The sequence below is a fragment of the Streptomyces sp. NPDC002911 genome (assembly GCF_053591835.1).
This window is the reverse complement of the sequence record NZ_JBSFUO010000002.1, coordinates 280234-302438: the sequence shown is the minus strand read 5'-3', so window position 1 is coordinate 302438 and position 22205 is coordinate 280234. Positions and strand designations below refer to the sequence as shown.

Genomic DNA, 22205 nt, shown 5'->3' with positions numbered 1-22205 from the left:
GCGTGGGTCTGGCGTGCCAGGTGTCACCCCCGCTAAGTTCGCGGCGACTGTCGTGAATCAAGGGGAGGGTGCATGCGCAAGGCGCTCAGAGGCGTTCTGTCGCTCGCGGTGCTCATAGGCACAGTGAGTGCGACCGGGGCCTCGGCCGGTGCGGCCACCGCCGCGGAACCGGCCGTGAAGCAGAGCAGCGGCTTCACCACCAGCAGCGGTGAGAGCAGCAGCGAGGACATCAAGGACCGCATCCTGGCCATCCCGGGAATGAGCCTGATCGAGGAGAAGCCGTACCCTGGTTACCGTTTCTTCGTCCTCGACTACACCCAGCCGGTCGACCACAAGAACCCGTCCAAGGGCAGCTTCCAGCAGCGGATCACCCTGCTGCACAAGGACACGACCCGGCCCACGGTCTTCTTCACCAGCGGCTACAACGTCTCGACCAACCCCAGCCGCAGCGAGCCCACACAGATCATCGACGGCAACCAGGTCTCCCTGGAGTACCGGTACTTCACCCCGTCCCGCCCGGCACCCGCCGACTGGTCGAAGCTCGACATCTGGCAGGCCGCCAGCGACCAGCACCGGGTCTTCAAGGCGCTGAAGAAGATCTATTCCAAGAACTGGCTCGCCACCGGCGGTTCCAAGGGCGGCATGACCGCCACCTACTTCGAGCGCTTCTACCCGAAGGACATGGACGGCGTCGTCGCCTATGTCGCACCCAACGACGTGGTCGACAAGGAGGATTCGGCGTATGACCGGTTCTTCGCACGCGTCGGCACCGAGGAGTGCCGGGACCGGCTGAGCGGTGTCCAGCGCGAGGCCCTCGTCCGTCGGGAGCCGCTGGAGAAGAAGTTCGAGGCGTTCGCCGCCGAGAACGGCCTGACCTTCGACACCGTCGGCACGCTCGACAAGGCGTACGAGGCCGTCGTCATGGACTACGTCTGGGCGTTCTGGCAGTACAGCCTGCTCGCCGACTGCGCGTCCATCCCTGCCGACGCCCCGAACGCCACCGACCAGGAGATCTGGGACTCCATCGACGGCATCTCGGGCTTCGCCGCCTACGCCGATCAGGGCCTCAGCACCTACACGCCGTACTACTACCAGGCCGGCACCCAGCTCGGTTCTCCCGACATCGCGCAGCCCTGGCTGGGGAATCTGAGCCGCTACGGCTACCAGCCGCCGCGCAACTTCGTGCCGCGCTCCATCCCGATGAAGTTCCAGCCCTCGGTCATGCGTGACGTGGACCGCTGGGTCAGGAACAACGCCAGGCAGATGATGTACGTCTACGGCGAGAACGACCCGTGGGGCGCCGAGCCCTTCCACCTCGGCGAGGGCGCCCGGGACAGCTACGTCTACACCGTGCCGGGCGGTAACCACGGCTCCAAGGTCGCCGGCCTCGTCGCCGACGAGAAGGCCAGGGCCACCGCCGCCATCCTGCGCTGGGCCGGGGTCGCGCCCGCGGCCGTCGAGGCCGATCCGGCGAAGGCGAAGCCCCTCGCGAAGTTCGACGCGCGCCTGGACGTGCGGGACGCCGAACTCCAGCGGGACCGGGGGACGCTGCGGCCGTAGTACACACCGCGCCGGTCCAAAGCGGGCTGTGTCCACCGGGTGTTGCTCACACCCGGTGGACACAGGGTGTTGCTCACACCCGGTGGACACAGCCCACCGGCTTGTCCCCGCCCAGCTGCACGAACAGATCCGTCGAGTCGGGGCACAGCGCGCGCCGCGCCACCGCCGACCCGATCTCGAACTGCGGTGGACGCTCGCCCGATCCGTCGCAGGCGGTCTCCCTGACCTCGCCCTCGCGGAAGTTGTAGACACAGTCCCCGACGACCGTCAGCGGGCCGCCGCCCTGCCCGGGATCGCCGGGGTGAGGGGACTCCAGGTTGCGCATGCAGGCGTACCCACGGGGCGCGGGGGCGGGGCCGCTCGGCGACGGGGAGATGTGCAGGAGGAAGTCCGTCGCGGGCGGGCATGCCGGCCCGTCCGATGGCACCCCTGTGTAGCGGGCCAGCACCCGCGCCGCGGCCTTCTCGCTGCCGCACGACACCTCACGGACGGCCTCTCCTCGCGAGCTGCAGTCGGCCGGTCCGAGGAACTCCACCCCGTACCCCGAGGGTGCCGCGCTGCCCTGCGGCCCGCCGGCCGGAATGTCCGACGCGCTGCCCGCCGGCTGCCGACAGGCGCTCAGACAGAGCACCGCGACAACGGGCAGGAGGACGCGCAGCACCCCCGCGGCACGGCTCTCTTCCATGATCGACCCCCCGGTACGCCCGCCAGGGCGTGCACCCAGCGTGACCCGCCGGAGCGGGGACACGCCAGGCGCACGGGGTGTTTTAGCTCTTCGGGGTGATTACGGCGAGGGTGTGGCGTAGGCGCGGTACGACAGTCCGTAGCCGACGGGGTACAGCGCCTGGGCGGGGGCGTCCGCCCGTTGCACCGGGACCGGCAGCCTGCCCTCCGGCCGGGCCCGCCCCGCGATCACGCGGGCGGCGGCCCGTAGTTCGACGTCCGTCCAGGAGTACGCGGCGAGGCTCGCGGCGTAGCCCGTCCCGGTCAGCTGGGCGATGTCGTACGGATTGCGGATCGCCAGTGTGATCACCGGGACGCCGGTCGCCGCGAGGGCGCTGACCAGGGTGCGCTGGGAGCTGGTCGCGGTGACGTTGTACGTGCCCACGACCACCGCGTCCTTGCCCTCCGCCGCCGCCACGGCCTCGGCGATCTTCGCCTGGGAGGGTGCCGTGCCGGTGGACAGAACGGTCGCCGCGAATCCCAGCTCCTCGAAGGCCGTGCCGAGCGTGGTGGTAGGGGGGCCGGTCGTGCCGGAGGGCGAGGCCGGATCGGCGCCGACCACGAGGAGGTTCTTGTGGGACCGGCGGGAGAGGGGCAGCAGCGAACCGGCATTGGACAGCAGCGTGGTCGTCCGCTCGGCGATCCGGTCGGCCGCGGCGAGATGCGCCGGGATGCCGACGGTGCGATCGACACCCCGGCGGGTGACGTACGGGTCGCGGAACAGCCCGAGTTTCGTCTTCAGCCGCAGGATGCGCAGGATCGACTCCTCGATGCGGGCCTCGCTGATCTCGCCGCTCTTCACGGCGTTGAGGACGGCGTTCCACGCCACCTCGAGATGCGGCGGGTTGAGCAGCTGGTCGACCCCGGCCAGCAGCGCGAGGACGGGGACGCGCTCGTCGCCGTACTTCGTGCGGACCCCCTCCATCCCCAGGGCGTCGGTGACCACGACACCGTCGTAGCCGAGCTCCTCGCGCAGGATGCCGGTGAGGATCGGGCGGGACAGGGTGGCCGGGTCCTCCGACGGGTCCAGAGCCGGCACCACGATGTGCGCCGTCATGATCGAGTCGATACCGGCGGCGACGGCCGCCCGGAACGGCGGGGCGTCCAGTTCGGCCCACTGCTCCCGGGTGTGGTGGATGACGGGAAGGCCGGTGTGGCTGTCGGTGCTGGTGTCCCCGTGGCCGGGGAAGTGCTTCGCGGTGGAGGCGATCCCGGCGCCCTGATACCCCTTCACCTGCGCGGTGACCAGCTCGGCGACCGATTCCGGATCGGAACCGAAGGAGCGTACGCCGATGACGGGGTTGGCCGGGTTGACGTTGACGTCCGCGTCCGGCGCGTAGTTCTGGTTGATGCCCAGCGCCGCCAGCTCGGCACCGGCGATCCTGCCCGCCCGGCGCGCGTCGGAGCGTGAGCCGCCCGCGCCCAGGGCCATCGCGCCCGGCAGCAGCGTCGCGGGTTCACCGACGCGGCACACGATGCCGTGTTCCTGGTCGGTGGAGACGAGGAGCGGCAGCGGAGTGGGCCCGGCGAGCCCGGCCCGCTGGATGCCGTTGGAGAGCTCGGCGATCTGGTGCGGGTCACGGGTGTTGTGCGCCCAGGCGAAGTAGATGATGCCGCCGACGTGATACGTCGAGATCAGCTCGGCCGCGTCCCGGACCCCGATCTCGTCGAGGTTGGCGTCGATGTCCGCCTGGTCCGGCTCGGTGGCCGAGTGCCCGTACACCCGCATCACGAAGAGCTGGCCGACCTTCTCCTCCAGGCTCATCCGGGCGATGAGCCGCTTGAGGCGGTTGTCCGGAGAGGCGGCCGAGGTGGCTGCCTGTGCGGCGCCGGGAAGAGCGGCGACGCCGGTCGCCGCGGCCACGGCCGTTGCTGCGGTGGCGGTGAGGAGGGTGCGTCTGGAGGTGCGGTGGTGCACGTGAGCCCCTTCCGGTGCTGAAGGAAACTTCCAAGAAGGTACGGATATATGGAAAGTAACTGTCAGTCAAGGGGGCGGCCCGAGAACGGACGGGACACACGGAAGGACGGGTGGTGTCTTGGAGTGATGGCGTCAGGGCGGGCCGGCACCTCAGGTGAGCAGGAGAGAACGTGATCACCCGTAAGGCCGCCCCGCCCGATGCCCTCAACTTCATGGTCTGGGTGTCGACCGTGCCCGTACTGCCGCTCCTCGCGCTGTCCCTGCTCTTCGAGGGCTGGGACCGTGACGTGGCAGCCCTGGCCGCGCTCGACCGGAGCGGCGTCGGCATCATCGTCTACGTCGCCTGGATCTCCACCGTCTTCGGCTTCGGGGCCTGGGGCTTCCTGCTCCGCCACCACCCGGCCTCGTCCGTGGCGCCGTTCACCCTGCTCGTGCCCGTCTTCGGGATGTCCTCGGCCGCGCTCTTCCTCGGCGAGCCGGTCAGCCCTCTGCGCTGGTGCGCGGCGGCGCTCCTGGTCGGCGGAGTGGCCCTGACCTCCCTGGCCAGGCCCCGCCCCGTCGCCGCCCCACCGCTGCCGGAGCCCCAGGAGGCGCGGGCCTGAAGGTCTACTGCTTCGGCGCGCCGAGCCGCAGGACGTGCTCCCGGCCCGCTGCCAGCAGACCCGGCAGATCGGCGGCTTCGGCGTACCAGCGCTTCTCGTACTCCCAGCAGACCCAGCCGTCCGTGTCCAAGGTGTCCAGGCATGCCTTCAGCGGCAGGACCCCCGCGCCGAGGGCCAGCGGCTTGGTGTCCTCGGCGGAGGCGATGTCCTTCACCTGTACGTATCCCAGGTGCGGGGCCAGCACCGCGTGGCTGGCCGCGGGCTCCTCGCCGGCCAGCCAGGTGTGCATGACGTCCCAGATCGCGCCGATCTGCTTGTGCCCGACGGTCCCGACCACGCGGGCCACGTCGGCCCCAGCGCGGTGCGAGTCGTGGGTCTCCAGGAGGATCCTCACCCCCTGGTCGGCGGCGTGCGGGGCGGCGGCCCCCAGGCGCCGCGCGGCGATCGCGTCGGCCTCCGCCGGGTCCTGGTCCCCGCCGCCCGGGAACACCCGGACATACGCCGCGCCCAGGTCGCGGGCCAGCTCCACCAACCGGGCGAGCTCGGCGAGCACCGGCTCGTCCTCGCCCTCGGCGGCGACCCGCACATACCCGGCGACGGTGAGGATCTCCACGCCGCCCCGCTCGAACTCGTCGGCGACGCCGGCCCGTTCGGACGGGGTGAGGCCGAGGTGGACCGGCTCCTCGGGGTGGGCGCGCAGCTCCACCCCCTGGTAGCCGTTCCCGGCGGCGAGCCGCACCACGTCCGCCACGGGCATCCCCGGAACGCCGAGGGTCGAGAAAGCGAGCTTCACGGTGTTTTTCCTTTCATCGGTGCGGTCCTGACCCGTACCCGTGTTCGCGGGGGAGATTCCTCAGCTCTGCCGCGGCGGCGCCGTCGATCCCCGCTCCATGAGCTCCGCGGCGATCGTCGCCGTACCTCCCGGCGGGGGTGTCTCCTTGCCCATCGCCAGCCGGCCGGCCCGCGCTCCCGCCTCGAACAGGGGCAGCCGTACGGTCGTCAGGGCCGGTACGGCGTCCACCGAGAACGGCAGGTCGTCGAAGCCGGCCACCGAGACGTCCTCGGGGATGCGGAGCCCGAGGTCCCGGACGGCTGCGCAGGCACCCAGTGCCACGGTGTCGTTGGCGGCGACCACGGCCGTCACGCCGGGCTCGCGGCGCAGGAGTTCGAGCGTGGCGTCGTAGCCGGAGCTCCGGTCGTACGGGCCGTGCACGGTGACGCTCTCCTCGTCTCCGTACAGCCCCGCCGCCTTCATGGCCTCACGGTGGCCCTCCAGCCGGTGCCGTGTCGTGGTGCGTTCCATGGGGCCGGCGACGTAGCCGATCCGGCTGTGTCCCAGGGCGATCAGATGCTCGGTGAGGCGCCTGGCGCCGCCTCGGTTGTCGAAGGCCAGCGCGGCGACCACCGCGTCGGTGTCCGCCAGCGGGGGCCGTCCGCAGAGGACGATCCGGGTGCCGGCGTCCACGAGTCTGGCCAGCTTCACGGCCATCGCGGCCTGGTGGGCCGGGTCCTCCAGCGCGCCGCCGGTGAGGACGACGGCCGCGGCGCGCTGCCGCTGGAGCAGGGTGAGGTAGGTGAGTTCACGCTCGGGGGAGCCACCGGTGTTGCAGACGACGGCGAGCTTCTCGCCGCCCCCGCGGCCGGATCCGTCGCCCGGCCCGCCGATCTCGCTCTGCGCCGCTCCGGCCATGATGCCGAAGAACGGGTCGGCGATGTCGTTGACCAGGATGCCCACCAGATCGGACGTGGCGGCGGCGAGCGAGCTGGCCGGGCCGTTCAGTACGTAGTCCAGGTCGTCCACCGCTCGCAGGACCCGTTCCCGGGTGGACGAGGCCACCGGGTAGTTGCCGTTCAGGACACGGGACACGGTGGCCGGGGACACCCGGGCGCGGGCCGCAACATCCGCCAGGGTGACTGTCATCGCTCTCCTCCGAGGAGTTCTGGAGCGGCCCCCCTTGTCCGGGCCGCTGTCGGCAGGCTAGCGTCATACCGCATAGAAAGCGCTTGCTACGGCTGTATGGAGGGAACTTTCGTGACACGCAGGACAGTGCGCATCGCCATGAACGGCGTCACGGGACGCATGGGGTACCGGCAGCACCTGGTGCGCTCGATCCTCGCGATCCGCGAGCAGGGCGGCCTCGACCTCGGTGACGGCGATGTGCTGTGGCCGGAACCCGTGCTCGTCGGCCGCCGCGCCCACGCGCTGGAGGCGCTCGCCGAGCAGCACGGCCTGACCGAGTGGTCGACCGACCTGGACGCGGTGCTCGCCGACGAATCGATCGACATCTACTTCGACGCCCAGGTCACCTCGGCCCGCGTCGAGGCGATCAAGAAGGCGATCGCCGCGGGCAAGCACATCTACACCGAGAAGCCCACCGCCACCGACGTCGAGGGTGCGCTCGAACTGGCCCGCCTCGCCCGCGACGCCGGCATCAAGCACGGCGTCGTCCAGGACAAGATCTTCCTCCCGGGCCTGCTCAAGCTGAAGCGCCTCATCGACGGCGGCTTCTTCGGCGAGATCCTCTCCGTGCGCGGCGAGTTCGGCTACTGGGTCTTCGAGGGTGACTGGCAGGACGCCCAGCGTCCGTCGTGGAACTACCGCTCGGAGGACGGCGGCGGCATCGTCGTCGACATGTTCCCGCACTGGGAGTACGTCCTGCACGAGCTGTTCGGCCAGGTCACAAGCGTCTCGGCGCATGTGCAGACCCACATCCCGCAGCGCTGGGACGAGCAGGGCAAGCCTTACGCCGCCACCGCCGACGACGCCGCGTACGGCACCTTCCAGCTGGCGGGCGGCGCCGTCGCCCAGATCAACTCCTCCTGGGCCGTGCGCGTCAACCGTGACGAGCTCGTCGAGTTCCAGGTCGACGGCACCCACGGATCCGCCGTCGCGGGCCTGCGCAACTGCCGTGTCCAGCACCGCTCGGCCACTCCCAAGCCGGTCTGGAACCCGGACCTCCCGGTCACCGAGCCGTTCCGCGACCAGTGGCAGGAAGTCCCCGACAACGCCGAGTTCGACAACGGCTTCAAAGCCCAGTGGGAGCTCTTCCTGCGCCACATCGTCCTCGACGAGCCCTACACCTGGGACCTGATGGCCGGCGCCCGCGGCGTCCAGCTCGCCGAGCTCGGCCTCAAGTCCTCGGCCGAGGGCCGCCGCTTCGACGTACCGGAGCTGAGCCTGTGACCATCCATCTCCCGCAGGGCTCGTACGAACCCCGCACCGCCCCGCTCGACCTGGCACCGTCCGGGGCGCCGCTCGCCTCCCGTACGGTCTTCTCCGCCGCCCACGTCGTCGCCGACCCGTACGCCGACATCAGCCCCGACGACCCCGTCGCCGTCGACTGGGACGCCACCCTCGCCTTCCGCCGTCACCTCTGGTCGCACGGCCTGGGCGTCGCCGAGGCCATGGACACCGCACAGCGCGGCATGGGCCTGGACTGGGCGGGCGCGGCGGAGCTGATCCGCCGCTCGGCCGCCGAGGCGAAGTCCGTGGGCGGCGCGATCGCCTGCGGCGTCGGCACCGACCAGCTCACCGGTCCGGCCACGCCGGCCGAGGTGCGCGCCGCGTACGAGGAGCAGCTCGCCCTGGTCGAGGAGAGCGGCGCGCAGGCCATCCTCATGGCCTCCCGCGCGCTGGCCGCGGCGGCGAACGGCCCCGAGGACTACCTGGAGCTGTACGCCCACCTCCTGCGCCAGGCCACGGAGCCGGTCGTCCTGCACTGGCTCGGCCCCATGTTCGACCCGGCCCTGGAGGGCTACTGGGGCAGCTCGGACCTCGACGCCGCCACGGACACCTTCCTGAAGGTCATCGCGGAACACCCGGACAAGGTCGACGGCATCAAGATCTCGCTCCTGGACGCCGAGCGCGAGATCGACGTACGGCGCCGTCTTCCCAGTGGGGTGCGCTGCTACACCGGCGACGACTTCAACTACCCCGAACTGATCGCGGGTGACGACCGGGGCTTCAGTCACGCACTGCTCGGCATCTTCGACCCGCTGGGCCCGCTGGCCGCCCACGCGGTACGGCTCCTGGACACCGGGGACGTCGAGGGCTTCCGCGCCCTCCTGGACCCGACGGTCGAGCTCTCGCGCCATCTGTTCAAGGCTCCGACCCGCTTCTACAAGACGGGCGTCGTCTTCCTCGCCTGGCTGGCGGGCCACCAGGACCACTTCACGATGGTCGGCGGCCTGCAGTCCGCCCGTTCGCTGCCGCACCTGGCGAAGGCGTACGAACTGGCCGACCGGCTGGGCCTGTTCCCGGACCCCGAGCTGGCCGAGACGCGTATGCGCGCCCTGCTGTCCGTTCACGGAGGAAGCCGATGAGCACCGATCTGTCCCGCCTGTCCATCAACCAGGAGACGGTCCGGCAGCTGTCGCTGCCGGAGCTGGTCGAGGGCTGCGCCAAGGCGGGCATCGGCAAGGTCGGCCTGTGGCGCGCGCCGGTGCAGGGGTACGGCGTCGAGCGCGCGGGGCAGCTGATGAAGGACGCCGGCCTCACCGTCACCAGCCTCTGCCGCGGCGGCTTCCTCACCGCGACCGACCCCGCCGAACGCGCCCGCGCGCTGGACGACAACCGAGCGGCGGTCGACGAGGCGGCCGGGGTGTACACCGACACGCTGGTCCTGGTCTCCGGCGGGCTCCCCGAGGGCGAGAAGGACCTGTACGCCGCCCGGGAGCGCATCGCCGACGCGCTGGCGGAGCTCGCCCCGTACGCCGCCGAGCGCGGCATCCGGCTCGCGATCGAGCCGCTGCACCCGATGTTCGCGTCGGACCGCTGCGTCGTCTCCACCCTGTCGCAGGCCCTGGACCTCGCGGAGCGCTTTCCCGCCGAGCAGGTCGGAGTGGTCGTGGACGCGTACCACATCTGGTGGGACGACCAGGTGCCCGCGCAGATCGCGAGGGCCGGAGCGGGCGGCCGGATCCACTCCTTCCAGCTGGCCGACTGGATCACTCCGCTTCCAGCGGGAGTTCTGGTGGGCCGGGGCCAACTGGGCGACGGGAGCGTGGACTTCCGAGCGATGCGCCGTCAGGTCGAGGCGACAGGCTTCGACGGGCCGATCGAGGTGGAGATCTTCAACGAGGGCCTCTGGGCACGTGACGGCGCCGAAGTGATCGCCGAAGTCGCCGCCCGGTACCTGGAACATGCCTGCTGAGAGCCGGTCCGGCACGCAAAGGTAAAGAGATCGTCAAGGCGTGCAACCTTTGCGTACCTTGCCCGGTCGTACTCAGCGTCGGGACTTCCGGGGAGGGGTCCGGGGGGATCGGGAAGCCCGACGGGGGGGGAGAGCGAGGGGGGTCCGGCCTGTGGGCCGGGCCCCATTCCGCTTTCCGGGGGGCGGGCGGTGTGCTTGCGGCCGTCAGGCGTTGAAGCGGCGGCGGGACGACTCGATGTGCCCGAGGTGCTGGTGGGTCCAGTCGCACATCGCCTCGACCGTCTTCATGAGAGCTCGGCCCGGCTCCGTGAGGGTGTAGTCGACCCGAGGGGGCACCGTGGGGTACACGGTCCGCTCGACCAGGCCGTTCTGCTCCAGCATGCGCAGGTTCTGGGTGAGCATCTTGTGGCTGATGCCCTCGATCCCCTTCCGCAGCTCACTGAAGCGCATGGTGCGCTCCTCCAGGATGCCGACGATCATGAGGGCCCACTTGTTCGCGAGGTCGGAAAAGATCTCCCGCGCCAAGGAGTCCGCGCGCATCACGTCCGCTTCGTCCTCGAGTGAGCCGCTGAACTGCTTGGTCACCATCAGGTTCCCCAGTCACTTAAAAGTGCGTTCTTCCATGTCAGACGTCACTCTCCTACGGTTCTTGAGTAACCACAAGAGAGCACGCGGGGGCCGTCGGGCCCTCGCGACAAGGAGGCGTACCACCATGGCCATCACTCTGGTCAACCCCACCGGCCTGCCCGAGATCGACATCTACCACCAGGTGTCGGTCGCGACCGGAACGAAGCTGGTCTCGATCGCCGGCCAGGTCGCCTGGAATTCCGACGGCGACCTCGCCGTCCAGGTCGAGCAGGCCTACCTCGGCGTCGGCACCGCGCTGGCCGGCGTCGGCGGCACCTTCGACGACGTGACGCGACTGACCGTGTACGTCGTCGACTGGACCCCCGACAAGATGCCCCTGCTCCTCGCGGGCATCGCCCGGGCCAAGGAGAAGCTGGGGACCACCGCTGCGCCGCCGGCCTCACTCCTGGGGGTCGCGGCGCTGGACATCCCCGCACACCTGGTGGAGATCGAGGCCACGGCGATGCTCGACTGACCGTGCCAGCGTCCGTGGCGACGCCACGGGCGGGCCCGGCTCACGCGAGCAGCGGTGGCGAGGGCAGCCCGAAGTGGTCGGCGATGATCCGGAGCGTGAGCGTTCCGCCGGCGTTGAACCCGGGATCGGCTGCGTACGCCGGTGTGTCCCGGCCGACGATCCCGGCATCGAGCAGCTCGCGCACCAACAGGTCCCCGATCCGCCGAGACTCGCGGCGGTCGCCCATGTTGAAGTACGTCTCCTGGAACCCGCCTCGGCTGTGGACGAACTGGAACGGATGGGCGTCACAGTGCGGGACCATGTAGTTCTGTCCGTGCTCGCACGCGCAGGCGGGTGTGGACGCCAGGAACACGGTTTCCAGCGGCTCCGGGAGGTCCGCTCGGTCCGCGTAGCGGAAGCCGGTGACGTAGGACGCCAGATCGCTGACGGAGAACCCGTCCGACTCCGACAGCGGTTCCGAGCGCGCGTCATGTGTCACCCAGGTCCAGCCGGCCGACCGACCGCCGTCGGCCATGGGGTGCCCGGCCTCGGCGAAGACGGTGGACAGCGTGGGCAGGCTCATGCCCTTGCAGAAGGTGGCGTACGTGTGGGGGGCGAGCTGGGTCACTGGGCCGCCACCTCCGTCGACAGCGGGGGAGAGGGCAGCCGGAAGTAGTCAGCGATCGTCCGCACGAGGCGGTCCTCGTCGTCGGTGTCGTGATCGAAGCAGTCGTGGTCGCCGGTCTCCTCCTCCGCGCAGAAGGAGCCGGGTCCTATCAGGTTCGCGGCCAGCAGCTCGGCGGAGAGGTAATCCGGGTTCTCGCCCACCCGGGCTCCCACGTCCTCGAAGCTGAAGTGGAGGATCGTGCGGCCGTCACGGAAGTACGAGAAGTCCGGGCCGTGCGCCTTCCCGCTGCACGGCTCGGTCACGAAGACGACGATCTCTCCGCCGTCCCGGCAGATGCCGTTGTAATCGACCAGGTCGTAGCCGTCGGCCTCCGGGTTCATCATGTCGTGTACGGCCCAGGCCCATCCGCTCGCTTCGCCGTCGGCGAGGGGCTCGCGGAGCCCACCGCGCAACCGCTCCGCAAGGGCGCCGGTGGTCATCCCCCGGGCGAAGACGAGGTTCACCTCGTGGCCGGGGAAGGCGTGGGCCGTCCAGCCTGTCATTGCACTCATGCAGATGACCCTAGGTCCGGGCACCGACAGTCGACTCGGGCGCGGTTGACGGGACGTCATTCGTCAGGAGGGGGGTCGGAAGGCGGCCGAGGTCACCGCCCGGGACCGGCGGCGCCCGGGAGCGGGGTGCGGACATCCGGTTCCACTGCGCAGACGTCTCCGCCGATTACGGGCCGGCGTCACGCGCACCGGATCGTGGCTTCCTACCAGGATTGAATGCCCCTGGCAGGCCTTGGTCCGATCCGCCTTCCGGGCGTGGACGAGGATGCCGCGCCCGAGGATCCGCCGAGTGGGTGTGCCCCGAGTGGGCGCGGTGCCGCCGCCGTTGGGGGCGGTTCGTGGAGTCCCGGGCGGCCCCGAGGTCGTTCGCGACGCAACGATCACCGCCCGGTGCGCGTCTCACCGAGCATGATGGATCTTCCTGGGAACCCCGCCGCCCCCGATGGCGAGGACGAGCACGTGCGGTCCGGCCCGTTCAGGCGCCACGCGTTGTGGGTCGTGGCCGTCACCGCCGCCGGAGTGGCGCTGGGGTGGGTGGGCGCCCTGTTCCGGATCGGACCGGAGGAGTTCGGTCTGCCGCCCGCCGCTCCGGGAGCACTCTGGCCCTATCTGCTCGCCTGGACCGTGATCGGCCTGGGGCTGGCCGCCGTCCTGCGGTTCGTGGCGGCCAAGGTGCCGGTCTACTCCCCTTCGGAGGTCGCGCTAGGCGTCGTCATGATCGGCACCCGCCTTTCCCTGGGCTGGCGGCCGGAGCCCCTCGAAGTCGCCGGCCTCGCCGCGGCCGGGCTGATGCTGGTGGCCCTCTGGTGCGCCGTCGCGTTGCGCGGGGCTGCCGTCGTACGGCGGTCCGAGGGCGCCCCCGAGGCCGGCCACGCGGATGACCGGGCGGCCTGAACGAACACGCCTGCGTGAGGCGTTCCTCTCGCGTGCCTGAGTGGGACCACGACCGGTGCGGTCAGGGGGCCTGCATCACACTGCCAAGGCTCCCGACGAGCGCGTGGACATCGCGCTCTGCGGGGTGCTTCGGCAGGGGCGGCCGGTGCGGTGGCGGCGGAGGATGGTCACAGCCAGGACCTGTGCCTCGTAAAGCGTGGCGGCGTATGCCCTGATGTCACCGGTGTCGGAGGTGAGCACGCTGCCTCCGCCGTGTACAGCCGCGATGAAGACAGCCAGGGCAGCCCGCCGAGATCCGTGACCGGATCAGGGAGCACGCCGCAGACGCCGGCCTCGCTCGGCCGCACTGGCCCCCGAGAAGCGCCCCGACCCGGGTTCGGTGTGCGCGGGCTGTCGGCACGACCGCGGCTGGGCGCTTCCGGACTTCGTCTTGAGACCACTGGTGTCGGGTCATGGTGCTGGGCCCCGTCAAGGGCGTTCCCCGGACTGTCAGCCCCACCCGGTACCGTCTGCTCCATGTCCAACACCGCCGTGCTCGAAGGCGTCCTGGAGCGGATCACCTACGCCAACGAGGAGAACGGGTACACGGTCGCCCGCGTCGACACCGGGCGAGGGGCGGGCGATCTGCTCACCGTCGTCGGCTCGCTGCTCGGTGCGCAGCCCGGTGAGTCGCTGCGCATGGAAGGCCGTTGGGGTTCCCACCCGCAGTTCGGCAAGCAGTTCACCGTCGAGAACTACACGACGATTCTCCCCGCCACCATCCAGGGCATCCGGCGCTATCTCGGCTCCGGCCTGATCAAGGGCATCGGGCCGGTCATGGCCGACCGGATCACCACCCACTTCGGGGTGGACACCCTGGACATCATCGAGCAGCAGCCCAAGCGGCTCGTCGAGGTGCCCGGGCTCGGGCCGAAGCGGACGAAGATGATCGCCGCGGCCTGGGAGGAGCAGAAGGCGATCAAGGAGGTGATGGTCTTCCTCCAGAGCGTCGGCGTCTCCACCTCCATCGCCGTCCGTATCTACAAGAAGTACGAGGACGCCTCGATCTCCGTGGTGAAGAACCAGCCCTACCGGCTGGCCGCCGACGTCTGGGGCATCGGATTCCTCACCGCCGACCGCATCGCCCAGGCCGTCGGCATCCCGCACGACAGTCCGGAGCGGGTCAAGGCCGGGCTGCAGTACGCCCTGTCGCAGTCCACGGACCAGGGGCACTGCTTCCTCCCGGAGGAGCGGCTGATCGCCGACGGGGTGAAGCTGCTCCAGGTCGACACCGGGCTCGTCATCGACTGCCTGGCCGAGCTCGCGGAGGATCCGGAGGGCGTCGTACGGGAGAAGGTGCCGGGTCCCGAGGACGGGCAGCCGGTCACCGCCGTGTATCTCGTCCCCTTCCACCGGGCGGAGATCTCACTCGCCGCGCAGGTGCAGCGTCTGCTGCGTACGCCGGAGGACCGGATGCCGGCCTTCCAGGACGTCGACTGGGACAAGGCACTGGCCTGGCTCGCGCGGCGCACGGGGGCGACGCTGGCCCCCGAGCAGGAGGCAGCCGTCCGGCTCGCGCTGAGCCGGAAGGTCGCCGTCCTCACGGGCGGTCCCGGCTGCGGGAAGTCCTTCACCGTCCGCTCCGTGGTCGAGCTGGCCCGCGCGAGGAACGCGAAGGTGGTGCTGGCCGCGCCGACCGGGCGGGCCGCGAAGCGGCTCTCGGAGCTGACCGGCGCCGAGGCTTCCACCGTGCACCGGCTGCTGGAACTGAAGCCCGGCGGGGACGCGGCGTACGACCGTGACCGGCCGCTGGACGCCGACCTGGTCGTCGTCGACGAGGCGTCGATGCTCGATCTGCTCCTCGCCAACAAGCTGGTCAAGGCGGTGGCACCCGGTGCCCATCTGCTGCTGGTCGGGGATGTGGACCAGTTGCCCTCGGTCGGCGCCGGGGAGGTGCTGCGGGATCTGCTCGCCGAGGGCGGACCGGTCCCGGCGGTCCGGCTGACCACCATCTTCCGGCAGGCCCAGAAGTCCGGCGTCGTCACCAACGCCCACCGGATCAACTCCGGAGTGCCGCCGCTGACCCAGGGGCTGGACGACTTCTTCCTGTTCGTGGAGGACGAGACGGAGGACGCCGGGGTGCTCGCCGTGGATGTGGCGGCTCGTCGCATTCCCGCCAAATTCGGCCTGAACCCCCGCCGTGACGTGCAGGTCCTCGCCCCGATGCACCGTGGTCCGGCAGGTGCCGGCCATCTCAACGGACTGCTCCAGCAGGCCATCACCCCGAGCCGCCCCGACCTGCCCGAGAAGCGGTTCGGCGGCCGGGTCTTCCGGGTCGGCGACAAGGTGACCCAGATCCGGAACAACTATGACAAGGGGGAGAACGGTGTCTTCAACGGCACGGTCGGTGTCGTCACCGCTCTCGACGCGGACGAGCAGAAGCTGACGGTCCTCACGGACGAGGACGAGGAGATTTCGTACGAATTCGACGAGCTCGACGAGCTGGCCCATGCCTATGCGATGACCATCCACCGTTCGCAGGGCAGTGAGTACCCGGCGGTCGTCATCCCCGTCACCACCAGTGCCTGGATGATGCTCCAACGGAACCTGCTCTACACCGCTGTGACCAGGGCCAAGAGGCTGGTCGTCCTGGTCGGCTCGCGCAAGGCGATCGGTCAGGCCGTCCGTACCGTTTCCGCAGGCAGGCGCTGCACGGCGCTGGATTTCCGGCTTCGGGGCGGAACGGCCGAAGACTTCCCGGGAAAATGATCGATCAAATCGGTGGGATACGTCACTGAGCCCTTCCGGAACCGCGGGGAAGGGGGCAGGATGAGAAAGTTGGCGGCACTCAGTGCCGTCGGTAGGTCCAATGGACGACCCCGAGTGCACTCTCCTGCGCCAAATGGGGGAGGGTGGAGACAGTCAGGGCACCTCGAAGAAGAGGCACTACGTCGGTGAGGGATGACGTGAGCGAGCACACCAACAACGCTGTAGTACTGCGGTACGGCGATGACGAGTACACCTACCCGGTGATCGACAGCACGGTCGGCGACAAGGGCTTCGATATCGGGAAGCTCCGGGCCAATACGGGCCTGGTCACGCTGGACAGCGGATACGGCAACACGGCCGCGTATAAATCCGCCATCACCTACCTCGACGGCGAGCAGGGCATCCTGCGGTACCGCGGATACCCGATCGAGCAGCTCGCGGAGAGCTCGACGTTCCTCGAGGTCGCTTACACGCTGATCAACGGTGACCTTCCCAAGGCCGACGAGCTGTCGGCCTTCAAGAACGAGATCACCCAGCACACGCTGCTGCACGAGGACGTCAAGCGTTTCTTCGACGGCTTCCCGCGCGACGCCCACCCGATGGCCATGCTGTCCTCGGTCGTCAGCGCGCTGTCCACGTTCTACCAGGACAGCCACAACCCGTTCGACGAGAAGCAGCGCCACCTCTCGACGATCCGGTTGCTGGCCAAGCTCCCGACGATCGCGGCGTACGCGTACAAGAAGTCGATCGGTCACCCGTTCGTCTACCCGCGCAACGACCTCGGTTACGTCGAGAACTTCCTGCGCATGACCTTCTCCGTGCCGGCCCAGGAGTACGTGCCGGACCCGGTCGTCGTCTCGGCGCTCGAGAAGCTGCTCATCCTGCACGCGGACCACGAGCAGAACTGTTCGACCTCCACCGTGCGTCTGGTCGGCTCCTCGCAGGCGAACATGTTCGCCTCGATCTCCGCCGGCATCTCGGCCCTGTGGGGTCCGCTGCACGGTGGCGCCAACCAGTCGGTGCTGGAGATGCTCGAGGGCATCCAGGCCAACGGTGGTGACGTCGACAGCTTCATCCAGAAGGTGAAGAACAAGGAGGACGGCGTCCGCCTGATGGGCTTCGGCCACCGGGTGTACAAGTCCTTCGACCCGCGCGCCAAGATCATCAAGGCCGCCGCACACGACGTGCTGTCGTCGCTCGGGAAGTCCGACGAGCTGCTCGACATCGCGCTCAAGCTGGAGGAGCACGCGCTCTCCGACGAGTACTTCGTCTCGCGCAACCTCTACCCCAACGTGGACTTCTACACGGGCCTGATCTACCGCGCCATGGGCTTCCCGACCGAGATGTTCACCGTGCTGTTCGCGCTCGGCCGACTCCCCGGCTGGATCGCCCAGTGGCACGAGATGATCAAGGAGCCGGGATCGCGCATCGGCCGCCCGCGCCAGATCTACACCGGCGAGGTCCTGCGCGACTTCGTCCCGGTCGAGGGCCGCTGAAGCTCTTAGAACCGTTGCTGCACCCCGGCCACTCCGGCCGGCATCCTTCGCCCCGCGTACCGCGCTCGTACAGTCAGAGCGCGGTGTCCGGGGCGATTCGGCGCTCCGGGGCGCCTTGGTTCCATGGCTGCGTTCCGGTGTTCGTGCGCACCCGCCTGCGGTGGACGCGAAAAACGCCCCGCCGTCGATCCCCCCACGGGTCGACGAACAGGGCGTTTCCCATATCCCGGAGCGGATTCCCCCCACGGGATCCGGCCGGGCGTCTGATGGGAGCCTGAACTCCCGTTGTTCCTCAGGTGGTGCGTATTCAGTTCGGTCCTGCTGTGCGGCTGCCGGGGTACGTACGCACGGGAGGGCCGCTCAAAGCTCCCCGGTGGACGTGCCCCGGCCAACGCTTGCCAGGAGCGTCCCCCAAGACACTCCATCGGACGTCCCCCAAGACATCCTTGGCATCGCACTCTTAGACTCACCAACCCGTCAGATGGTTACCCTCAAATCGGTGTGATCTAAGTCTCTTTGTGGGCATTGTGTGAAGGGGTGCGGCCTCGGGTCGTCCGGTCACTGCCAAGACCGGTGGGAACGCCGTTCCCGCATCCGCGATCGTGGCGCTGAACAGCCTGAACGCGGTGAGGGGCGGTGGGGTCACGCGGTGGTCGAGGGTCCGGAAGGGGTTGCTTCCGTTGAGTCACAATGTACGCCTCGATGGGCGGATGGCGGCAGTGGCCACCTTGGGATCTTCATGAACGGGCGTGAGGTCGCCCGTTTTGGATCGTCATCGAAGTGTTTCAGGCACGGCCGATGAGCTCGTAGCCCGCCTCGTCGACGGCGGCGCGTACGGCGTCGTCGGTGAGCGGCGCCGCGGAGGTGACGGTCACCCGGCCGGTGGCGGCCTCGGCCTCCACAGAGGTGACCCCCTCGATCTCCGAGATCTCCTCGGACACCGCCCCTTCGCAGTGGCCGCAGGTCATGCCCTTCACCTCGTACACCACGGTGACGCCGCCCATCTGGACGTCGGACGCCCCGTCGTGGCGGGAGCCGGTGGACGAGCAGCAGGAGCCGGTGGTCCGGGGTGTGTCGGTCTCGGCGGTCATGACGTTCTCCTCTTCGCGGGCACTATGGATGTGGCGGATGTGGCGTGAGTGGGCGCCGGGAAGCCCGGTGCGCCCTGCCCGTACCCCAATTATACCCCTAGGGGGTATGAATGCTCTCTGTCGCCACCCCGTTGGGTGTGTCACACGCCAGGGGCTCCAGGTGGCGGTGCGTCACCGTCTTCGGCGGCCGGTGACCCGGTCGGCTGGTGACCTCGACGATCACGCTGGATGCCGCCCCGGCGGCGCTCGCCGCGACGGGCACCGCGCCCGGAGCGGGAGTCGCGATCATCGAACCGGCGGGAGGGAGCCTGAGCGCGACCGGGACTGTCCTGGCCCCACCCTCCGGGCCGACCGTCTGGGCTCAACGGCCCCGGTTGCCCGGCTGGGACGCGATCCACGCGAGGACGGTGTCCACCCACCAGCGGGGCCTACCGTTGTGGACCTCGTCGGGAGGCGGGAGAAGCCCGCGTCTGCGGTACGAGCGGACCGTGTTCGGCTGGACCCGGATGTGCGCCGCGATGTCCTTGTACGACCAGAGTGTTCTGTCCGTCATGAGAACGCCCCCTCTCTGTACGTCCGTGTGCCTCTGTTCCGGTGAACGAGGGCGTTCCGGGCCGGGCAGGGGGCATCGCGAACCCGTGACACAGGCTCAGAGGAACGCGGACATACGTGACGCGGGAGTGACTGCTGCGGCAGGAGGGGGACCGGGGATGCAGGGAACTCAGGACGCCGGCCGCGCGGGCCCGCACGTGCGGAGGAACGCGCGGGTGCGGCGTGCGATGGGCAGCGGCTTGTCGGGCGGGCAGGGGTACATGTCCTGCTCGACGATGGCGAACAGGTCGGTGCCGAGGGCGCGCGCGGCGTCCAGCACAGGCTCCAGCGCGGGCACTCCGCCCGGTGGCTCGCACATCACGCCGCGCGCCACGGCCGGGCCGAACGGCACCTCGTCCGCCACGACCTCGGCGAGCACCGCCGGGTCGACCTGCTTGAGATGCAGATAGCCGATCCGTTCGCCGTAGGTCTCGATGAGCTTCACACTGTCCCCGCCGCAGTACGCGTAGTGGCCGGTGTCGAGGCAGAGGGAGACCAGGCCGGGGTCGGTGGCGTCGAGGAAGCGGTTGACGTTCTCCTCGCTGTCGATGTGCGTATCGGCGTGCGGGTGCACCACGATCCGCAGCCCGTAGCGGTCCCGCACCTCGCGAGCCAGACGTTCCGTCTGGGTGGTGAGGTCACGCCACTGCGTGGGGGTGAGCGTGCGGTCCTCCAGCACCTCGCCCGTCTTGTCGTCCCGCCAGAACGAGGGGATGACCACCAGATACCCGGCGCCCGTCGCCCGGGTGAGTGCCGCGATGCCCGCGACATGCTCCCAGGTCCGGTCCCAGACCGCCGGGCCGTGGTGCAATCCGGTGAAGACGGTGCCCGCGGAGACGGCGAGATTCCGGCGGGCGGTCTCGTCGGCGAGCCGGGCGGGGTCGGTCGGCAGGTAGCCGTACGGGCCGAGCTCGATCCACTCGTACCCCGCCTCGGACACCTCGTCGAGGAATCGCTCCCAGGGCACCTGCTGCGGGTCTTCGGGGAACCACACCCCCCACGAATCGGGTGCCGAACCGATGCGGATGCGGGCCGGAGAGGGTGCGGAGGAGGTCATATCGCCCACCCTCCAGTCCTCCGGAGGGCATGTCAAGAGTTCGTCCGAATGTCCGGACAAAGTGTTGACAGGGTTCCTGGCGAGGGCTAGACCTGGGAGCGGCCGCCCGGCCGTGGCCGACTCCCGGGACGAGGCGCCGGGCCGGAGCACCGGGTCGAAGGGATGCGTATGCCTGAGCCGTACGACGTGATCACCATGGGGCGGATCGGGGTGGACATCTACCCGCTGCAGACCGGTGTACCGCTGGCCGAGGTCGAGACGTTCGGGAAGTTCCTCGGCGGCTCGCCGTCCAACGTGGCGGTGGCCGCCGCCCGGCTGGGACGCCGTACGGCTGTGATCACCCGGACCGGACGGGACGCCTTCGGCGACTACCTCCACCAGGCGCTGGGGGAGTTCGGGGTGGACGACCGGTGGGTGAGCGCCGTGCCGGAGTATCCGACCCCGGTCACCTTCTGCGAGATCTTCCCGCCGGACCACTTCCCGCTCTACTTCTACCGGCAGCCCAAGGCCCCCGACCTGGAGATCCACAGCGAGGAGCTCGACCTGGACGCGGTGCGGGCCGCCCGGGTCTTCTGGATGACCGGCACCGGACTCTGTGCCGAACCCAGCCGGACCGCGACCCTCACCGCACTCGGGGCCCGTGGTGCGGCAGCGGTGCCGGACGCGTCCGGGCATCCGCGCGTCACCGTCTTCGACCTCGACTGGCGCCCCGTGTTCTGGGGTGAGGGGAAGGACGGTGACGGCGAAGCGGCCCGCGCCCACTACCGCGAGGCGCTCGCCCACGCCACGGTCGCCGTCGGCAACCTCGACGAGTGCGAGATCGCCACCGGAGAACGCGAACCGCACGCGGCCGCCCGCGCCCTGCTCGCCGCAGGCCCCGAACTCGCCGTCGTCAAACAGGGACCGGCAGGTGTCCTCGCCGCTCACCGCGACGGCACCACCGCCGAGATTCCGCCCCTCCCCGTCGACGTCGTCAACGGGCTGGGCGCCGGGGACGCCTTCGGCGGCGCCCTCTGTCACGGGCTCCTCGCCGGCTGGGACACGGAACACGTCATGCGCTACGCCAACGCAGCCGGGGCCATCGTCGCCTCCCGCCTCGCCTGTTCCTCAGCGATGCCGTTCCCGCACGAGGTCGAACGGGCCCTGGCCGACGGCGTGGTCGGCGCAGCCGAAGGAACCGTAGGAGCCACGGGAGCCACAGGAGCGATGGGAGCCACGCCATGACCCCGCCCGCCGCGGCCCGCGTCTCCGATCTCGTCCGGCTTCGTGCCCACCGTCCCGAGGCCGTCGCCGAGGCGGCCGCCGCCCGCCGCAGACGGCCCCTCGTCGGCCCCTCCGGCCGACTGATGATCATCGCGGCGGATCACCCGGCCCGTGGTGCGCTCGCCGTCGGTGACGACGACCTGGCCATGGCCGACCGCTTCGACCTGCTGGAACGCCTGTGCCTCGCCCTGGCCCGCCCCGGCGTCGACGGGGTGCTCGCGGGCGCCGACGTCCTGGAGGACCTGCTGCTCCTCGGTGCCCTGGAGGGCAAGGTCGTCCTCGGTTCCATGAACCGCGGCGGCCTCGCGGGAGCCGCCTTCGAGCTCGACGACCGCTTCACCGGCCACCGCCCCGCCGACCTCTTCCGCCACGGCTACGACGCGGGCAAACTCCTGCTGAGGATCGACCACGACGACCCGGGTTCCCTGGACACCCTGCACACCGCCGCGCGCACGGTGGACGAGATGGCCGCCCTCAAGCTGCCGGTCTTCATCGAGCCGTTCCTCTGCCACCGCACCCGTGACGGCCTCCACACCGACCTGGGATCCGCCGCCGTCACCACCTCCATCGCCATCGCCTCGGGCCTGGGCGGGACGTCCGCGTACACCTGGCTCAAGGTCCCCGTCACCGACGATCCCGGCGACATGGACCGGGTGATGCGGGCCTCGACCCTCCCCGCCGTCCTGCTCGGCGGCGAGGTCACCGGAGATCCGGACACGGTGTACGAGAAATGGCGCGGCGCGCTGCGGCTGCCGACCGTCCAGGGGCTGGTGGTGGGGCGTTCGCTGCTCTACCCCGCCCACGGGGACGTGGCCGGCGCGGTCGACACGGCCGTGGGTCTGCTGTGAA

Annotated in this window: 20 protein-coding genes and 1 pseudogene; 11 read left to right on the top strand and 10 right to left on the bottom strand. The window is 70.2% G+C overall.

Going from position 1 to position 22205, the window contains the following annotated elements; all coding sequences use genetic code 11:
- The first annotated feature begins 72 nt into the window (after window positions 1-72).
- Window positions 73-1560: a S28 family serine protease gene (locus ACWD04_RS04225; protein WP_451127909.1), complete on the top strand. Its 1488-nt coding sequence runs from the start codon at window positions 73-75 to the stop codon at window positions 1558-1560.
- A gap of 73 nt (window positions 1561-1633) precedes the next feature.
- Here ACWD04_RS04225 and ACWD04_RS04220 read toward each other — a convergent pair whose 3' ends face one another.
- Together ACWD04_RS04220 and ACWD04_RS04215 are read right to left on the bottom strand one after the other, a co-directional pair.
- A complete protein-coding gene (locus tag ACWD04_RS04220) occupies window positions 1634-2245 on the bottom strand; it encodes a hypothetical protein (RefSeq protein ID WP_451127907.1) in 612 nt (203 codons plus the stop codon).
- Window positions 2246-2344: 99 nt separating this feature from the next.
- Window positions 2345-4201 carry a glycoside hydrolase family 3 protein gene (locus ACWD04_RS04215; RefSeq protein ID WP_451127906.1) on the bottom strand — a complete coding sequence of 619 codons (1857 nt, stop codon included), beginning with the start codon at window positions 4199-4201 and terminating at the stop codon, window positions 2345-2347.
- A gap of 167 nt (window positions 4202-4368) precedes the next feature.
- Here ACWD04_RS04215 and ACWD04_RS04210 point away from each other — a divergent pair.
- A pseudogene (locus tag ACWD04_RS04210) lies at window positions 4369-4803 on the top strand (EamA family transporter); the annotation flags it as partial.
- A 4-nt stretch (window positions 4804-4807) separates the two neighbouring features.
- Here the strand turns inward: ACWD04_RS04210 and ACWD04_RS04205 are convergent.
- Window positions 4808-5596 (bottom strand): sugar phosphate isomerase/epimerase family protein, encoded by a 789-nt coding sequence (locus ACWD04_RS04205; RefSeq protein WP_451127904.1) that lies wholly within the window; start codon window positions 5594-5596, stop codon window positions 4808-4810.
- 60 nt (window positions 5597-5656) lie between these two features.
- Entirely contained in the window at window positions 5657-6724 is a 1068-nt protein-coding gene (locus ACWD04_RS04200; RefSeq protein WP_451127902.1) for a LacI family DNA-binding transcriptional regulator, read from the bottom strand.
- A gap of 111 nt (window positions 6725-6835) precedes the next feature.
- Here ACWD04_RS04200 and ACWD04_RS04195 point away from each other — a divergent pair, with 111 nt between their 5' ends.
- The 3 genes from ACWD04_RS04195 to ACWD04_RS04185 are packed head-to-tail and all read left to right on the top strand — an operon-like array spanning window position 6836 to window position 9956.
- Window positions 6836-7987: a Gfo/Idh/MocA family protein gene (locus ACWD04_RS04195; protein WP_451127900.1), complete on the top strand. Its 1152-nt coding sequence runs from the start codon at window positions 6836-6838 to the stop codon at window positions 7985-7987.
- The gene (locus ACWD04_RS04190; RefSeq protein ID WP_451127898.1) at window positions 7984-9126 is read left to right on the top strand and encodes a dihydrodipicolinate synthase family protein; all 1143 of its coding nucleotides are present in this window, start codon (window positions 7984-7986) and stop codon (window positions 9124-9126) included. The genes ACWD04_RS04195 and ACWD04_RS04190 overlap by 4 nt, the downstream gene beginning before the upstream one ends.
- Window positions 9123-9956, top strand: a complete 834-nt coding sequence (locus tag ACWD04_RS04185; protein WP_451127896.1) for a sugar phosphate isomerase/epimerase family protein — start codon at window positions 9123-9125, stop codon at window positions 9954-9956. The genes ACWD04_RS04190 and ACWD04_RS04185 overlap by 4 nt, the downstream gene beginning before the upstream one ends.
- 204 nt (window positions 9957-10160) lie before the next feature.
- Here ACWD04_RS04185 and ACWD04_RS04180 read toward each other — a convergent pair whose 3' ends face one another.
- Entirely contained in the window at window positions 10161-10544 is a 384-nt protein-coding gene (locus ACWD04_RS04180; protein ID WP_451127894.1) for a winged helix-turn-helix transcriptional regulator, read from the bottom strand.
- 124 nt (window positions 10545-10668) lie between these two features.
- On the opposite strand from ACWD04_RS04180, the gene ACWD04_RS04175 reads away from it, so the two are divergent.
- A complete protein-coding gene (locus tag ACWD04_RS04175; RefSeq protein WP_451127892.1) occupies window positions 10669-11058 on the top strand; it encodes a RidA family protein in 390 nt (129 codons plus the stop codon).
- 40 nt (window positions 11059-11098) lie between these two features.
- On the opposite strand, the gene ACWD04_RS04170 is transcribed toward ACWD04_RS04175, so the two are convergent.
- Entirely contained in the window at window positions 11099-11665 is a 567-nt protein-coding gene (locus tag ACWD04_RS04170) for a hypothetical protein (protein ID WP_451127890.1), read from the bottom strand.
- The gene (locus ACWD04_RS04165; RefSeq protein WP_451127888.1) at window positions 11662-12216 is read right to left on the bottom strand and encodes a hypothetical protein; all 555 of its coding nucleotides are present in this window, start codon (window positions 12214-12216) and stop codon (window positions 11662-11664) included. Before ACWD04_RS04165 ends, ACWD04_RS04170 begins: the two co-directional genes overlap by 4 nt.
- Before the next feature lie 408 nt (window positions 12217-12624).
- Here ACWD04_RS04165 and ACWD04_RS04160 point away from each other — a divergent pair, with 408 nt between their 5' ends.
- The 3 genes from ACWD04_RS04160 (at window position 12625) to ACWD04_RS04150 (ending at window position 17354) form a co-directional block, all read left to right on the top strand.
- Window positions 12625-13110: a hypothetical protein gene (locus ACWD04_RS04160; protein WP_451127886.1), complete on the top strand. Its 486-nt coding sequence runs from the start codon at window positions 12625-12627 to the stop codon at window positions 13108-13110.
- Window positions 13111-13626: 516 nt separating this feature from the next.
- Window positions 13627-15858: an SF1B family DNA helicase RecD2 gene (recD2, locus tag ACWD04_RS04155; RefSeq protein ID WP_451127884.1), complete on the top strand. Its 2232-nt coding sequence runs from the start codon at window positions 13627-13629 to the stop codon at window positions 15856-15858.
- A 197-nt stretch (window positions 15859-16055) separates the two neighbouring features.
- The gene (locus ACWD04_RS04150) at window positions 16056-17354 is read left to right on the top strand and encodes a citrate synthase (RefSeq protein ID WP_451127882.1); all 1299 of its coding nucleotides are present in this window, start codon (window positions 16056-16058) and stop codon (window positions 17352-17354) included.
- A gap of 785 nt (window positions 17355-18139) precedes the next feature.
- On the opposite strand, the gene ACWD04_RS04145 is transcribed toward ACWD04_RS04150, so the two are convergent.
- From ACWD04_RS04145 to ACWD04_RS04135, 3 genes are all read right to left on the bottom strand, one after another.
- Complete coding sequence (locus ACWD04_RS04145; RefSeq protein ID WP_451127880.1) at window positions 18140-18445, bottom strand: heavy-metal-associated domain-containing protein; 306 nt, start codon at window positions 18443-18445, stop codon at window positions 18140-18142.
- Between the two features lie 361 nt (window positions 18446-18806).
- Complete coding sequence (locus ACWD04_RS04140) at window positions 18807-18998, bottom strand: helix-turn-helix transcriptional regulator (protein WP_451127878.1); 192 nt, start codon at window positions 18996-18998, stop codon at window positions 18807-18809.
- A 168-nt stretch (window positions 18999-19166) separates the two neighbouring features.
- Window positions 19167-20093, bottom strand: coding sequence for a sugar phosphate isomerase/epimerase family protein (locus tag ACWD04_RS04135; protein WP_451127876.1), 927 nt, complete (start codon window positions 20091-20093; stop codon window positions 19167-19169).
- A 168-nt stretch (window positions 20094-20261) separates the two neighbouring features.
- Here ACWD04_RS04135 and iolC point away from each other — a divergent pair, with 168 nt between their 5' ends.
- Together iolC and ACWD04_RS04125 are read left to right on the top strand one after the other, a co-directional pair.
- Window positions 20262-21317 (top strand): 5-dehydro-2-deoxygluconokinase, encoded by a 1056-nt coding sequence (iolC, locus tag ACWD04_RS04130; protein WP_451127874.1) that lies wholly within the window; start codon window positions 20262-20264, stop codon window positions 21315-21317.
- Window positions 21314-22204: a Cgl0159 family (beta/alpha)8-fold protein gene (locus ACWD04_RS04125; RefSeq protein WP_451127872.1), complete on the top strand. Its 891-nt coding sequence runs from the start codon at window positions 21314-21316 to the stop codon at window positions 22202-22204. The genes iolC and ACWD04_RS04125 overlap by 4 nt, the downstream gene beginning before the upstream one ends.
- The last annotated feature ends 1 nt before the right edge of the window (window position 22205 follow it).

Coding starts and splice junctions, on each gene's coding strand:
- ACWD04_RS04140 (WP_451127878.1), bottom strand. CDS start 18,998: ATGACGGACAGAACACTCTGGTCGTACAAGGACATCGCGGCGCACATC.
- ACWD04_RS04185 (WP_451127896.1), top strand. CDS start 9,123: ATGAGCACCGATCTGTCCCGCCTGTCCATCAACCAGGAGACGGTCCGG.
- recD2 (WP_451127884.1), top strand. CDS start 13,627: ATGTCCAACACCGCCGTGCTCGAAGGCGTCCTGGAGCGGATCACCTAC.
- ACWD04_RS04175 (WP_451127892.1), top strand. CDS start 10,669: ATGGCCATCACTCTGGTCAACCCCACCGGCCTGCCCGAGATCGACATC.
- ACWD04_RS04135 (WP_451127876.1), bottom strand. CDS start 20,093: ATGACCTCCTCCGCACCCTCTCCGGCCCGCATCCGCATCGGTTCGGCA.
- ACWD04_RS04160 (WP_451127886.1), top strand. CDS start 12,625: ATGATGGATCTTCCTGGGAACCCCGCCGCCCCCGATGGCGAGGACGAG.
- ACWD04_RS04165 (WP_451127888.1), bottom strand. CDS start 12,216: ATGAGTGCAATGACAGGCTGGACGGCCCACGCCTTCCCCGGCCACGAG.
- ACWD04_RS04180 (WP_451127894.1), bottom strand. CDS start 10,544: ATGGTGACCAAGCAGTTCAGCGGCTCACTCGAGGACGAAGCGGACGTG.
- ACWD04_RS04145 (WP_451127880.1), bottom strand. CDS start 18,445: ATGACCGCCGAGACCGACACACCCCGGACCACCGGCTCCTGCTGCTCG.
- ACWD04_RS04220 (WP_451127907.1), bottom strand. CDS start 2,245: ATGGAAGAGAGCCGTGCCGCGGGGGTGCTGCGCGTCCTCCTGCCCGTT.
- ACWD04_RS04125 (WP_451127872.1), top strand. CDS start 21,314: ATGACCCCGCCCGCCGCGGCCCGCGTCTCCGATCTCGTCCGGCTTCGT.
- ACWD04_RS04225 (WP_451127909.1), top strand. CDS start 73: ATGCGCAAGGCGCTCAGAGGCGTTCTGTCGCTCGCGGTGCTCATAGGC.
- iolC (WP_451127874.1), top strand. CDS start 20,262: ATGCCTGAGCCGTACGACGTGATCACCATGGGGCGGATCGGGGTGGAC.
- ACWD04_RS04200 (WP_451127902.1), bottom strand. CDS start 6,724: ATGACAGTCACCCTGGCGGATGTTGCGGCCCGCGCCCGGGTGTCCCCG.